The organism is Zunongwangia sp. L-65 (genome assembly GCF_056859415.1).
Window position 1 is genome coordinate 1 of the sequence record NZ_JBSXOK010000024.1, and the last position, 14,531, is coordinate 14,531.

12 protein-coding genes and 2 tRNA genes are annotated in these 14,531 nt (G+C 33.2%); 10 read left to right on the forward strand and 4 right to left on the reverse strand.

The window, feature by feature from the left end; all coding sequences use genetic code 11:
* The 10 genes from AC13DP_RS01105 to AC13DP_RS01150 form a co-directional block, all read left to right on the forward strand.
* Nucleotides 1-145 (forward strand): transposase (locus tag AC13DP_RS01105; RefSeq protein ID WP_483067181.1); only part of this gene is annotated, 145 nt, incomplete at its 5' end.
* Between the two features lie 301 nt (nucleotides 146-446).
* Complete coding sequence (locus tag AC13DP_RS01110) at nucleotides 447-1,826, forward strand: tyrosine-type recombinase/integrase (protein ID WP_483067164.1); 1,380 nt, start codon at nucleotides 447-449, stop codon at nucleotides 1,824-1,826.
* Between the two features lie 5 nt (nucleotides 1,827-1,831).
* Nucleotides 1,832-2,227: a hypothetical protein gene (locus tag AC13DP_RS01115; protein ID WP_483067165.1), complete on the forward strand. Its 396-nt coding sequence runs from the start codon at nucleotides 1,832-1,834 to the stop codon at nucleotides 2,225-2,227.
* Between the two features lie 11 nt (nucleotides 2,228-2,238).
* Nucleotides 2,239-3,018, forward strand: coding sequence for a hypothetical protein (locus AC13DP_RS01120; RefSeq protein ID WP_483067166.1), 780 nt, complete (start codon nucleotides 2,239-2,241; stop codon nucleotides 3,016-3,018).
* 91 nt (nucleotides 3,019-3,109) lie between these two features.
* Complete coding sequence (locus AC13DP_RS01125; RefSeq protein ID WP_270063355.1) at nucleotides 3,110-3,289, forward strand: helix-turn-helix domain-containing protein; 180 nt, start codon at nucleotides 3,110-3,112, stop codon at nucleotides 3,287-3,289.
* A 136-nt stretch (nucleotides 3,290-3,425) separates the two neighbouring features.
* Nucleotides 3,426-3,851 (forward strand): hypothetical protein, encoded by a 426-nt coding sequence (locus tag AC13DP_RS01130; protein ID WP_483067167.1) that lies wholly within the window; start codon nucleotides 3,426-3,428, stop codon nucleotides 3,849-3,851.
* A gap of 187 nt (nucleotides 3,852-4,038) precedes the next feature.
* Entirely contained in the window at nucleotides 4,039-5,991 is a 1,953-nt protein-coding gene (locus tag AC13DP_RS01135) for a phage tail tape measure protein (RefSeq protein WP_483067168.1), read from the forward strand.
* Between the two features lie 9 nt (nucleotides 5,992-6,000).
* Nucleotides 6,001-6,225, forward strand: coding sequence for a hypothetical protein (locus AC13DP_RS01140; RefSeq protein ID WP_483067169.1), 225 nt, complete (start codon nucleotides 6,001-6,003; stop codon nucleotides 6,223-6,225).
* 2 nt (nucleotides 6,226-6,227) lie between these two features.
* Complete coding sequence (locus AC13DP_RS01145) at nucleotides 6,228-6,896, forward strand: hypothetical protein (protein WP_483067170.1); 669 nt, start codon at nucleotides 6,228-6,230, stop codon at nucleotides 6,894-6,896.
* A gap of 119 nt (nucleotides 6,897-7,015) precedes the next feature.
* Nucleotides 7,016-8,425, forward strand: a complete 1,410-nt coding sequence (locus AC13DP_RS01150) for a hypothetical protein (RefSeq protein WP_483067171.1) — start codon at nucleotides 7,016-7,018, stop codon at nucleotides 8,423-8,425.
* 1,174 nt (nucleotides 8,426-9,599) lie between these two features.
* On the opposite strand, the gene AC13DP_RS01155 is transcribed toward AC13DP_RS01150, so the two are convergent.
* The 4 genes from AC13DP_RS01155 to AC13DP_RS01170 form a co-directional block, all read right to left on the reverse strand.
* A tRNA-Leu gene (locus AC13DP_RS01155) sits at nucleotides 9,600-9,685 on the reverse strand.
* Between the two features lie 18 nt (nucleotides 9,686-9,703).
* Nucleotides 9,704-9,776: transfer RNA gene (locus AC13DP_RS01160), tRNA-Gly, on the reverse strand.
* A gap of 91 nt (nucleotides 9,777-9,867) precedes the next feature.
* Nucleotides 9,868-12,468: a DNA mismatch repair protein MutS gene (gene mutS / locus AC13DP_RS01165; RefSeq protein WP_483067182.1), complete on the reverse strand. Its 2,601-nt coding sequence runs from the start codon at nucleotides 12,466-12,468 to the stop codon at nucleotides 9,868-9,870.
* 624 nt (nucleotides 12,469-13,092) lie between these two features.
* Entirely contained in the window at nucleotides 13,093-14,364 is a 1,272-nt protein-coding gene (locus AC13DP_RS01170; protein ID WP_483067172.1) for a gliding motility protein GldB-related protein, read from the reverse strand.
* Between the last annotated feature and the right edge of the window lie 167 nt (nucleotides 14,365-14,531).

Genomic DNA, 14,531 nt, shown 5'->3' on the forward strand with positions numbered 1-14,531 from the left:
GTCTATTCTAAACTACTTTATCAACCGAAGTACAAATGCATCAGCAGAATCCTTTAATGCAAAAATAAAAGCATTTAGAGCTCAGTTTAGAGGAGTGAAAAATATAGAATTCTTCCTGTACAGATTAACCACAATTTTTGCATAAACACAACAATTAGGCTTGATCCTTTATCCTTTATCCTTCTTCCGAAGTAAGAACCAAGGGCCTAAAAACAAAAAACCCTCTAAATCAAAAAGATAAAGAGGGTCTTTGTACTCGGAGCGGGACTTGAACGGAATTTATATAAGTATCTAAAAACAAAGAGATACACAACAAAAAAGCTGTAACTATCAGATTTTCATCGGTTCATTAATTACCTATTTTTTTCAAACATTTTTAAATTATTTCAATTTTACGGGGAAGATACGGGGAAAGTTTTTAATTTTGCTGTTATAATACTTCTCAGATGGCTACATTTAAGTATATCGTTAAAAGTAAAACTTATCCTGCAAAAGTTTATTTAAGGCTTCGACATAGTAACACTTTGGATATTGTCAAGACAACAAATATTTTAATTGATCCTACAGACTGGGATTCCAAAAACCAGAAACTTAAAAAGAAATATAAGTTATCAGCAAAAGATCAGGTAGAATATAGCAAGACCGAAACCACACTAGCACAACTCAAAGAACATATTAAGAATGCTTTCAACCAACGAGAAATTCCATTAGGTCAGATTGACAACAGTTGGTTAGAGTATCAGATAGATATTTTTAACGGTGATGTTATTCCTGAACTTGAAAGGAGTGATTTCTTAATAGATGCTATTCAACATGTAATTGACACTGCCAACATAAGAGAAAATAACCAAAAAGGACTTGGCTTATCTAAAAGCCGGGTAAATTCTTACAAAAATCTTTTAAAGATTATAAAAAAATATCAGGGAAAAAATACCAGGTATCGCATTAAAGAAATTGATTTAAAATTTGGGAAAGCTTTTTTAAACTGGCTTATTAATAGTCAAAAATATTCGGAGGGATATGCTAGAAAAAAAATTGACGATCTAAAAACAGTTTGTCGGGACGCTCAATTAGATGGACTTGAAACAAGCTTACAATTAGATAAAATTAAAGGAGGTAAAACAAAAAAAGAGCATGCTATTTATTTAAATCCTAATGAACTTGATAAGATTGAAAATACTCATCTAGTTAGTGAATCATTGTTAAATGCTCGAAAATGGTTAATACTGGGAGCGAATATAGGCACACGAGGTCAAGATTTATTAAATCTTACAAAAGATAATTTCGTTAATCGTTCCGGATTAGAAGTTATAGAAATAAAGCAACAAAAAACAGGTAAAAATGTAACCATTCCCATACTTGATAAAACAAGAGAAATAATAAAAGATGGTTTACCAAAAAAAATATCTATCCAGAAATTAAATACATATTTCAAGAAAATATGTGAATTATCAGAAATAAACGAACCTACGTTAGGAACTAAAATTTTAATGATTGATGAAAACGGCCAAGAAATACCTAAGGATAAAAATGGAAAGTATATTAAAAAAGGAATAAAAAGAGCTGTAACCGGTACTTACAAAAAATGGGAGTTAGTTACAACCCATGTCTGTAGAAGATCTTTTGCTACTAATCAGTATGGTATTTTACCTACCAGTTTAATTATGAGAATCACTGGCCACAGTACCGAAAAGCAACTGTTAGAATATGTAAGAAAAGATTCTCTAGATTACGCACAACAAATTGCGGACTTTTACGAATTACAAAAACTGAAACAAGAGAAACAGCCAAAAATGGATATAATAAAAAACATTTCTAATAATTAAAAATCATGAAAAATAACAATTCAGAATCAGAAAGAAATCTAGAGATTGAAAACAAGGAACTTCGTGAAAAGTTAGCCGATGTTACGAAAGAATTTAATGATTATAAAATATTAATTCATAGTGAAGTCATACCAAGAAATGAAGATTACAGATTAAGAGCTGTAGAAGCTGAAAAAGACATCGATCAATTAAAAAATATAACGGACGCTTTAATAAATTTCGTGTTTGAAAATGGATTAGGTGAGCGTTATAATAAGTATTTTATTGATGATATCATGAATCATGTTCATGAAGATGTAAACTATAAAAGCAGAAACGAAATAAGATTTGCTGAGGTTAACGATAGATTTACAAAAGCAAAAATGAACTACCAGTTACAAAAATCCTTTTTTAAAAATTAAATCTCGGTTAAATGGAAACTTTCGAGAATTTACAACCGTTACATAATGATATTTATAGCAAAATTAGATATGCTAATTCGCAATTTGAATTTTTAGAAAAGACTAATTTCAAAAACGAAGACTTAGGGCAAACTTTACACGATCAAATAGACAAGCTAAAAGAAGAAGCAGCCATATTCGCTGCAAAAAACATGCTTACAAAACCTAAAGAGGATTGGTTGAAAACAAAACTAAAATACCTCATTAGATCGCAAAGTATTATTGATAGCAAAATCAAATTAGATAAGTACCAAGAATTAATTGATCTAAATCAAGAAATTGAAATATTAATAGACAATCAAAAAGAAAGTTTTGAAAATGATTCACAGTTTGAAAAATATCAGAATTTTTTAAAAAGCATCATTGACACAGCTGAAGTACCTAATGATGCTTTTTTAGAAACAACCTCTCTCATTGCAACGGGTGAAATTGAAATAATAGAACCAGGTCAAAGTTATAAGTATAAAAATAAACCTTGTAAAGATGTAAGTTTAATTTACAAAGATGTTCAAAAACGCTATCCGGAGGATTCAAAAAAAAGAGAGACCGTCCGCAAAATTATTTCTGATACTTTAAAAAATAGCACCTCTAAGTACAATAAAAACATGTTCTATTTTGACAATACTTCCGGACGTCTTAAATGCAATAAAGGTATTGTAGAAAAAACCATTAAATACTGTGAGTTTTATAATAAAAAGATAACGTGCCAGAAGCTTATTGACACATACGAAGACATTAAAAGATATTTATAGGATTTGAAAAAGGACTAAACAACGGACTAGTCCACTAAGTAAATAACTTAATCTTTCCCAAAATTTGCATCTATAATTAATAATCTTCAATATGGATGCTAAAACAAAATCATTGAATTTGCTGAGCCGAAAAGAAGCTGCAGAGCTTCTTGGCATAGGAGAGACAACACTCTGGCGTTGGACAAAAGAAAAACACTTGAAAAGCTACGGCATTTCTGGTAAACGATTCTATAAACTTTCAGATATCGAAGCTGCTTTAGTCGAAATGTAAATCATGCTATTTCACAAAACTAAAAAGCTTTAACCCATTACACAACAAATTTCAGATCATTAAAACCAAAGTTAATAAAACAACTTAGGACGGGATAGTATTATCAAAATTCAAATCAAATATCAAATTTTTAATCATGAAAAAAGTAAGTAGAGAAATTGCACTAAACGAATTAGTTGAATTTGTAAAAATTCACAAACCAAAAGAAGTCCGTAGAGGTCAATTAACACCTGAAAAAATCGAAGATGATTTCTTAGACATACTCGAGGCCATTGAAGATGGAAACTTGATGTTTAAGGATGAAAAACCGGTGTACAATTTATTAGAACCAGTCAAAAATCAAGATGATGAGGTAATACTTGAGACTATTAATTTTGAGCACACCAGAATTAAACCATCACAATTAGCAAATCTTTCTAAAGGCCTCGATATAAGCAAAAATGCTTTCGAATTTGGTTTAAGGTGTACAGCTTACATTATTGGCGAGCCTAAAACATTTTTAGACAAGCTAAGTACTACAGATTTTAAAGTTGTACAAGGATTAGCCAGCCTTTTTATGTAAGCGGTGGCTGGTCGCTTAATAAAAATCAGATAGATAATATTTTAATGAGTTTAGTCAGTGAGTTCCACTGGACACCAAAAACAGTATCAAATATGTTTTGTGATGACTTAGATCATCATGGGATAATATACTGGTACGAACTCATAAAAGAGCAATCAAAAGAAAGAGATTCAAAATTCGGTAAATAATGGGTAGTGCAATTAAAGTACCTGCAGAATTTATAGCAGTAGATAAGTTTTCATCGGTAATTAAACGCATGACAAGTAGAGTTTCTACTTTCTCCACTAGAGCTGCAGGGCTAGAGAGGTTTAATACTAAACTGAACAAATTTAAATACCATGCTATGGCTGGCGGTGCTGCTTTAGGTGTAACTGTAAATCAAGCAAATGATTTTCAGAAATCAATGGGGAACGTAAGTACATTAATTGACACTAACTCAGAAGATATGGGTAAAATGGGCGATCAGGTATTAAAACTTAGTACCAGATTGCCTGTCCCAATTAATGAGCTTACTACATCATTATATGATATAAGATCTGCGGGTGTTTCAGCTTCTAGGGCAATGGGAACTCTAGATACAGCCGGTAAACTTTCTGTAGCGGGACTTTCTACAGCTTCAGAAGCTACAAATATACTTACATCTGCAATGAACGCCTTTAAAAGTGAAAGCTTAGAATCAGAACAAATAGGTAACATTTTATTCAAAACCGTTAAGTATGGTAAAACTACATTATCTCAATTAGCTCAAAGCTTCGGAGCTACTGCGCCAATTGTGCAAAGTTCAGGAGTGAGACTAGCCGATTTTAGTGCTGCTACTGCAGCATTAACTACACTTGGAACACCTGCAAGTACAGCACAAAATCAGATTAGAGCTTCAATAGTTGCTATGCAGAAACCAACTGCAGAAATGGCTAAAATTTATAAAAATTTAGGAGTTGCATCTGAAAAAGAACTAATAAACAAGAAAGGTAGTTTAGTAGGTGCTATGCAAGCTATTAATGAAGCCGGTGGGAATATGGGGCTTAATATGGCAAAGGCTTGGAGTTCTGTAGAAGCTGGGGCGGCTGTGACCGCTCTAACAGGGTCTACTAATAAAGCTTATTTACAAACGCTTCAAGATATGACTGGTTCTTCACAGGATTTAACTACAGCCTTTGAAAAGCAAAAAAATACAGATTCAAGCCAATTAGTATTAGCTCAAAACAACATGGAGGCACTGAGCATTACAATAGGTACAATGCTCGCCCCAGAAATAACTAATTTGGTAAAAAAGGTAATACCACTAATCAAAGCCTTTAAAGATTGGATAAAGGAAAACAGCTGGTTAGTTGAGTTAATACCTACAGTTGTTTTGGGATTTGTAGCATTTAAAGGAGTTCTATGGGCTACAAGAGCAGCTTTATTTATCAATAGTATTGCAATGGGTGTAAACGCAGCTCGAATGGGCGCAATGTCTTTAGCTATGAATGGAAATAAGATAGCCATGGCCGCATTCAATATTTACACGAAAGCAGCTGCAGCTGCACAATGGATATTTAACGCTGCTATGAACGCTAACCCTATCGGCTTGGTTATAGCTGCAATTGTAGTACTCATAGGCGTTGTAGCAGCTATAATTAAATATTACGATAAATGGGGTGCTGCTTTAACCTTAATACTTGGTCCGTTTGGAGCAATCATTAATATTATTATGGGTATTAGAAAGCACTGGGACACTATTGTAAAAACATTTAAAGAAGATGGTATTCTGGCCGGTATAAAAATGATTGGTAAAGTGATTTTTGATTCAATGCTTTATCCAGTAGAGCAATTTTTAGGACTACTATCTAAAATACCAGGTGTTGGAAAATATATAGATCCTGCTATGAAGTTTGTTGAAAATATGCGAGCAAACTTAAATCTAGAAACAGATCAAGATTCAAATAATAATGATGCTGAGGTTACAACTAATAAGGAAATCCCTCTAATCCCATCATCTAGAGATCAACAATTCAGTCAACAACAAAGTATAATGCAAAAATATGGCAAAGGAGAACTATTAATTAAAATGCAAGATCCTAATAACAACATAAAAAGTATTGAATCAGGAGATACTGATTCTCTACCAGTTAAACTAACTCCCACAGTGGGACAAATGTAAAATGAACTTATGACACCACATGAAATAAAAGAACAATTTCCAGAAACGTATCACAACATTCTCAATTCAGGTATTAACAAAGCTAGAAATATAATCACAAGTACTATAAATCAAGGTTTTCAAAATGTTGAAGATTTAAAAAACAAGATTGATGGGGCATTTATAAGTGAAATAAATTCTGAGTACGAATTAGATGCTTTCAACAAAAAATTAGATGAAATTTTAAATAATTAAGCATGGCAATATTAAGCAAGAAAAAACAAACATTTAAGCCCGTCTTTTTATATAAAGATGAAGGAGCTATAAAGAGACATCTAAGGAAAGCAAAAGATTGCGCTCCTTATTTCAAAAATGTTTTAATTGAATCTCAAAAACTTTTTAAGGACGATTTATCTGAAATCGAAAAGCAAAATATAATTAGATCCGGTTGGAGTTATTTGGAAAGCCTTATTAAGAAAAAATACAATTTTCCTAATGCAAATGATGTAAATATAATTTTAAGTCTACAAGGCCTTAACTCTAAGGGTACTTTAAATTCTCTCACAGAAATGGTTAATGCTGTAAAAAACCGTTCTAAGATAGAAGATTTTATAATTACTAAAAATAATGAAGTTTATCTAAGTGATGAAGCAATAAAAGGCTTTGAGAATGTAGCTACATTTCACACGCGAAATGAAAAGCAAAATGAAGCTTTAGAAATTGCGGAAAATCTTTGTAAACTTATAAATCAAGCGATTGAATCGGATTTTACAGTACACTCATTAGGCACTTTTCCAGACCTTGACGCCTTAAAAGATCTAATAACGCCAAAGTTAAATAAAGCTAAACCAGAATCACAAACTCACAAACGGAAAGTATTCTATATTCCCAATTATGAAAAAATACGCTTTATGGGCGATTATTAGTTAGTATAAATAATAAAGAGCCTCACTACGGGCTCTTTATTTTTCCAAATATCTTCAAATTCTACAAAGCTTAGCCCTGCAGAGATACGGCTAAGATAATCAATTCTTCTTTATTATCTATGCCTATAGACGGGGTCAAAATAAAATGTATTGGCACTCACTATTCTCAGTGGGAAAAATCCCCGTTATTATCATTCAGCACTAAAGTAGATACGGAAACAGGGGAAATTAAATCCCAAACAAAAATTGCTTTCTACAGAGGCTTATATTTTTTATTAATCCCATCAACCATAAGTAGCGAAATTCATTGCATAATAAGAGGATCACTACCAAGATACTACAATCACGGAAGAAACAATGCTTTTGACTATACCTATGATATGCTAGAAGAAACTGTAAATGATTTATCAATCAAGTTTCATTTGGATATAAATAAAGCTATTATACAGCATTTTGAATACGGTGTTAATGTTGAATGCCCTATAATCCCAAAAAATGTAATACAAGGCATAAGGGCTTATCAAAGTGATGTTTTCACAAATATGAAAACCGATGAGGTTTTTAGCGGAAAGCAAATACAAAAACAAGAGTATCGTTTTAAAATATATGATAAAAGTTTACAAATTGAAAAACCTGAATTAAAGCTATTAAGGATAGAAATTGCAATAAAGAGCCGGAAAAAAGCTGCTAAATACGGTATCAAAAATTTATCTGATTTATTGGTTATTGAAAATCTACGAAAAATAACACCAGATTTATTAAAAATATGGGATGATGCTATTTTTTACGATAAAGGCATGAAATGGCGACAAATGACAAGAAAGCAAAAAGAAAAGATGCTTTATTACCTAGACGCCACTAACTGGATAAAGTTTACCAGAAAACAAAGATCTAGAGCTAAAATCATGTTTTTAGAGCTAAAAGAAAAATTTTGTAGCTCCACAACGCAAAATGAAATATCAAATTTAATAACAAAAAAAATTCAAATTTTAGAAGCTAAAAAAGGTCACGGTTTACGCAACTTTAAGATTGAAAACGAAAGCCAAAAAAGGTCACGGTTTACGGATTTAAATAAAGGCGTAAAACGTGGACAAAATCAAATTGAAAATTATAAAAAGGTAAATGTTAAAAAAAGTAATAATACAGCAACTAGAAAATGTATAGTTTGTAGTAAGGATATTTCAGATAAAAGACCAGGTGCAATATTCTGCTGTAAAAAACATAATAATTCATATCAAGCTAAGAGACGAAGAAAAAAAAGGAGACAATTAAAATCCAAAGAATTAAAAGATCTATCAATCCTTTTGAAACATTTCGAAAATTCCAATGATTTATTAAAGATTAAATTCTCGAATAGAAATAGATCTATATCCATACCAAACCATAAACTTAAACTCTCTAGTAAGGATATTACCAAAATTTCTAAAGTTAAAGTAAACGACATTGTTTTAACATCATATAGAGCTAGGAAATTAATTAAAACTATCATTAAAAGTATAGATCATGAGCCAGAGCCTTATAAAACTTGACTTATACAAATGCATAGCAAAAGCAGATAGAATAAGAAGATCAAAAGGATTGGTCCCGGTTATTGATATGACTGGGTTATACTATGAACTCATCCTACTCGATGGAGATAGGTATTACCCAGATGCTACCAGAGTTAACCTTTATAAGCTTCAGAAGAAAGGAAAGCATACTATAGACCCCATATTGATTAACGATCTTATTAAGATACTAATGGTTGATCGATCAGAGTTATTTAGATACCCGAAAGATAAAAAAAGGTACTGTAAATAGTTTCAGTAGCCAGCGCAATACGTTGCGCACGGCATTCTTGAAACGCTTACCATTGATTTCACTACTGTAACGCTGTGTGTAACGCTTGTAACGCTAAAATCACACACTGTAACGCTATTTTTTTGCACTGTAACGCTTTTCAACAACATCTATTAACCAATCCAAATTTGGATTGTCCTAATTACTCAACTCTGCAGATAGAAATTCTTTTCTTTTAATTTTATAAGGTGGACAAAAATGTCCGGAAGATATAAGAAACTAAATATTTAAAACAATAATCAAAGTAAGACAATCACGCTATAAACCAAACGTGAGAAAAAATCACGTTTCACAAAATCAATTAGGATGCAGAATAGCAAAAAATGTTTTAAGTAAAAATTTTTATTAAAAATTTAAATAGTGAAAAGCATTGAAAACACTGGGTTTGAAAGATTTTGAATTATTTTTCTAAGTTTTGTCCCTTTTTTTATCAATTAAATTTTGTATTGAAAATGAAAACACTAGGCTTACCGTACAATAACTAGAATTCAAAAAGCATTAAAAAACTATAACCAATTAAAAAACAAAACCTTACAAGATGTCCTTTTAATAAAATGTCACTAGGCATAATTTGCAGACATAATATTAAATTTTAAGACATGGAGTTATATCTCAATTTAAATTCAAATGCAGTAGAATTATTCTTTATTTTACTTCTAATAATCATTATTAGTAAGACTGGGAAAAATTTCCCTAACATACGTTCAAAAGAAAAAAGGTATTTTTTAAAATTAATCACTCAATTTATAAGTCAGATCATGTTCTAACATATAATCAAAATCAAATTACGGGGAACATATGGGGAAAACAAACATTTCTAAAAACAAAAAACCCTCTAAATCAATAAGATAAAGAGGGTCTTTGTACTCGGAGCGGGACTTGAACCCGCACGAACGTTGCTGTTCATTGGATTTTAAGTCCAACGTGTCTACCAATTCCACCATCCGAGCATAATTTTATATATACTGAGCGAAAAACGGGATTCGAACCCGCGACCTCCACCTTGGCAAGGTGGCGCTCTACCAACTGAGCTATTTTCGCGTATTTAAAAGAACTTTCGGTTTTTACCGATGCGCAATTGTTTATTGCGGATGCAAATTTAGCACATTTCTTAAAACGACAAAGCTTTTTTTTAATTTTTTGCGTTTTCTTGCTTCTTTTTTTGTTTTACCGAGAGCATTCGCTTGATCTCATTTAGTTTCATCAAGGCTTCCACCGGCGTAAGTGTATCAATATCAATATTTAACAATTCATCACGCAAATCTTCCAATAAAGGGTCGTCCAAATTAAAAAAACTGAGCTGCATTTCTTCTTCAGCAGATTTTTTTAAAACCTCACTGCTTTCTTCCATTTTATGGGTTTGTTCGAGCTTCTGTAGAATTTTATTGGCACGATGTAAAACTTGCTGTGGCATCCCCGCCATTTTTGCTACATGAATTCCAAAACTATGCTCGCTCCCACCGGGAACCAACTTACGCAGAAAAAGGACATTATCCTGTAATTCCTTTACAGATACATTATAATTCTTAATTCGGCTAAAAGTATCACACATTTCATTTAACTCGTGATAATGTGTGGCAAATAACGTTTTTGGGCGTGATGGATGTTCGTGCAAGTATTCACTAATCGCCCAGGCAATCGAAATCCCGTCATAAGTACTGGTACCACGACCAATTTCATCTAAAAGCACTAAACTACGCTCAGAAATGTTATTAAGGATATTAGCGGTTTCGTTCATCTCTACCATAAACGTAGATTCACCCATCGAGATATTATCGCTGGCACCAACTCTGGTAAAAATTTTATCTACTAAACCAATATTTGCCGATTTTGCCGGCACAAAACTTCCCATTTGAGCCATAAGTACGATAAGTGCCGTTTGACGTAGAATAGCCGACTTACCACTCATATTAGGCCCGGTAATCATAATCACCTGCTGTTCCTCGCGATCTAAGAAAACGCTGTTGGTCACATACGATTCGCCAATAGGCAATTGCTTTTCGATCACCGGATGGCGACCGTCTTCAATTTGTAACTCGAATCCCTCTTCAATTTCAGGCTTGCTATATTGCTCGATTTTGGCCTGCTGTGCAAACGAGCATAGACAATCCAACTGCGCGATCAACTGCGCGTTTTGTTGTACCGGCTGAATATAATCGTTCATCCAAAGCACCAGTTTCGAAAATAATTCCTGCTCTAATTGCAGAATCTTCTCTTCAGCACCTAAAATTTTCGCTTCGTATTCCTTTAATTCTTCGGTAATATAACGCTCTGCATTTACGAGTGTTTGCTTCCGTACCCACTCTGCCGGCACCTTATCTTTATGTGTATTTCTAACTTCAATATAATAGCCATACACATTATTATTCCCAATTTTTAACGAAGTAATCCCGGTAGCAGCACTTTCACGCTCCAACATATTATCCAGGTAATCTTTTCCTGAAAATGCAATATCCCGCAGTTCATCTAGTTCTTTATGAAAACCTCTGGCGATTACATTTCCTTTCTGAATCAAAACCGGTGCTTCCTCATTAATACTTTCGGTTATTTTAGACCGAAGTAATTCGCAAGCGTGTAAATTATCACCAATAACTTTTAAAGCTTCGTTATCACATTCTAAAGCAGTTTCTTTAACCGGAATAATGGCTTCTAAAGAATTTTTAAGCTGAATTACTTCTCTTGGTGAAACTTTACCGGTGGCCACTTTGGAAATTAAGCGTTCTAAATCGCTCATTTCCTTGATCTGCTTTTGTATTTTATATAAGACCTCAGAATGATCTAATAGAAAACCAACAACTTCGTGACGTTTTTTTATTTTTTCTGAATTCTTTAAAGGCAACGCCAACCAGCGCTTTAACAACCGACCGCCCATAGGCGAAATCGTCTTATCGATTACCTCTAAAAGCGTTACCGCATTAGCGGCTGTACTGTGATATAGTTCAAGATTCCTGATGGTAAATCGATCCATCCAGACATACTCTTCTTCGGCAATCCTGCTAATCGCTGTAATATGCTGAAGTTTGTTATGCTGCGTTTCTGCCAGATAATGTAAAATAGCTCCTGAGGCGATAATTCCTTCTTCCAAGTGAGATACCCCAAAACCTTTTAAAGAAGCGGTTTTAAAATGATTATTTAGCGTTTCACTTGCAAAATCATTTTTAAACACCCAATCTTCAAGATAGAAAACATGGTAATCTTCGCCGAAATCTAATGCAAAATTCTTTTTATATTTCTTCTGAATTAAAACTTCACTCGGACTAAAATTCTGAAGTAATTTATCGATATATTCCTGAGTTCCCTGCGCGGTTAAAAATTCACCTGTTGAAACATCCAAAAACGAGATTCCAAGGTTTCTTTTTCCGTAGTGAATCGCACAAAGAAAATTATTCGATTTACTGTTTAATACCTCATCGCTTAAGGCTACACCCGGAGTTACTAGTTCGGTCACGCCACGTTTAACGATTTTCTTGGTCATTTTTGGATCTTCTAACTGATCGCAAATCGCTACCCGTTGTCCGGCCTTTACCAGTTTTGGTAAATACGTATTTAAAGAATGATGAGGAAAGCCCGCAAGTTCACTACGCTCACCGCCATTATTTCTATTGGTAAGTACAATATTTAAAATTCGGGCGGCCACCACAGCATCTGCTCCAAAAGTTTCGTAAAAATCCCCTACTCTAAACAATAACATTGCATCAGGATATTTAGCTTTTATCGCCAAATACTGCTTCATTAAAGGGGTCACTTTTGCTTCTTTTTTTGCTGCCAAACCATGAAAATTTTAGAACCGCTAAAATACAGAAACCTGCTTGCCAATCGATAAATTGAAGCCTCATTTTTATTCACAAGTTTTTTACAGTTAGATGTTGTGAGTAGTGAGTAGTGAGTAAGGTTTGCATTCTTAGCTGAATTACAAACCTGAACAAGAATTTTATCAACCGCCTGTCAATTTAGGGCACTTTACTTCTTTATATTAAACATAATTGTCGGCAGCCAGGCTTGATTTCTTGCTCCTGAGTTTTGATTCTCTATTTCCTAACTCCTAATTAAAAAGATTTCTCGACTTCACTTTGTTACGCCCACCTGCCGGCAAGGCAGGCTCAAAATGACGAAGAACTGTTTTTTTGCTTTCCCTTATTCTATTGAAATCTATTCATTATTTCACGAAATTACCATTCACAAACATAGGATCACATACATTGAAATCATTTCGACTGAAGCGCAGCGCAATGGAGAAATCTCTTTAAGGATTTAAATTCAAAATAATGTCATAAATCATTATTCCCACGTCTTGCTTTTATTATCAATCCTCTCACATCTCTACTCTTATTCTCCTACTAAAACATTTCAGATTACATCACAGCTGCTGTAGTTTCGATTCCCATTTGCTATCGGCTAAGAACTTTCGATAATCCTGAATGGTAAGCATATCCTGAATCGCCTGCTTTTTATCTTCTGCATTTTCATAATAGGATTTACAGATTTCATAACCAATCCAATATCCTAAATCTGGATAACTATCTTTTGAAGCTTTACTATAATTGCCAATCCAATTGCTATAGCGATCGTAGTACATATCCTTTTTAAAGTCCGCCCAAATTTGTTTTTCTTTCCCTTTGGCCCAATCAAATATTTTCCTATTTGCAGTTTCACCGCTAATTAATTCTCCTATAAAATCGGCCATACCTTCACTTATAGCATAACCAAGGGTAATAGTATCATTTTTAAGGCCATCTTGCTGAAAATGTATTAATTCATGTGAAACGATATACGGAATATTTTCTGATTGATTCATCAATAATTTATCTCCAAAATCCAGTTCTTGCGTATTCACATCTTCTCCATCACTCATCTGGTTTATTCCAATAAGCAAACCAGCAGATGAAACTGTTCCTCCACTGGTAAATGCCCCCATAACAAAATAAACATCCGGAAATTTAGCCGATGGGTAAATCTCCTTAAGTTCTTTAAAACTTTTTTGGATATCCTTTTTATACTCATCTACTTTAAGGGTATTCTCTCTTATGGTTTGATAAAGTTTAGGATGACTATGAATATGCTTTATAAAATAATCTTTAGACTTTACTTTCAATCCCATATAATCCTGCATTCCAGGACTAGCTTTTTCGAAATAGTATTGGTTATAAATGCTCGCTGCCTGATTTGAGCTATCCTGCGCTAAATCATAAGCCTCCCAAAAATTGTGGACATCCTGTACTACAATATTTGCCAATTCTGGATCTGTATTAAACGTATCTGATTCTGAAAGTCCACTAATCAATTTTTCCCATCTCTGGTCTTGATGTAAAATCTCCAAATCCGAATCTGATAAAAGATGAGATTTATCTACTAAACCATAATCAATTGCTTTATCTAACATTACAAAAGCACTATCTATGCTTTCCTGTAAAGCCAAACAGCACGCAGCATTATAAGCTGCGCTCTTTTTCTGAACTTTGAAATCGGCAACTTCAATAAATTGAATATAATTTTTAGTTGCTAACGCATAATCCTTGGATTGGTAATTTCTATCTGCTTCTTTTTTAATCCTGAAAGGATCTATTTTCTCTTGAGCGCTTAATTGATGGATTAAAATTGAAATAAATAAAAGAAGTACTATTTTCTTCATAAGATGTTTTTTTCTAAAGACGCACAACTATCAAATTCGTTACAACTAAAAACTACATGGACCATATAATTTATTGCCTACGATTTCTAATACAAATCAAAAAACCAAATGTAATATCAGGAGCCGAACTCAGCATGACCAACCTTTCCAGATTAGGTTAGCGCTTC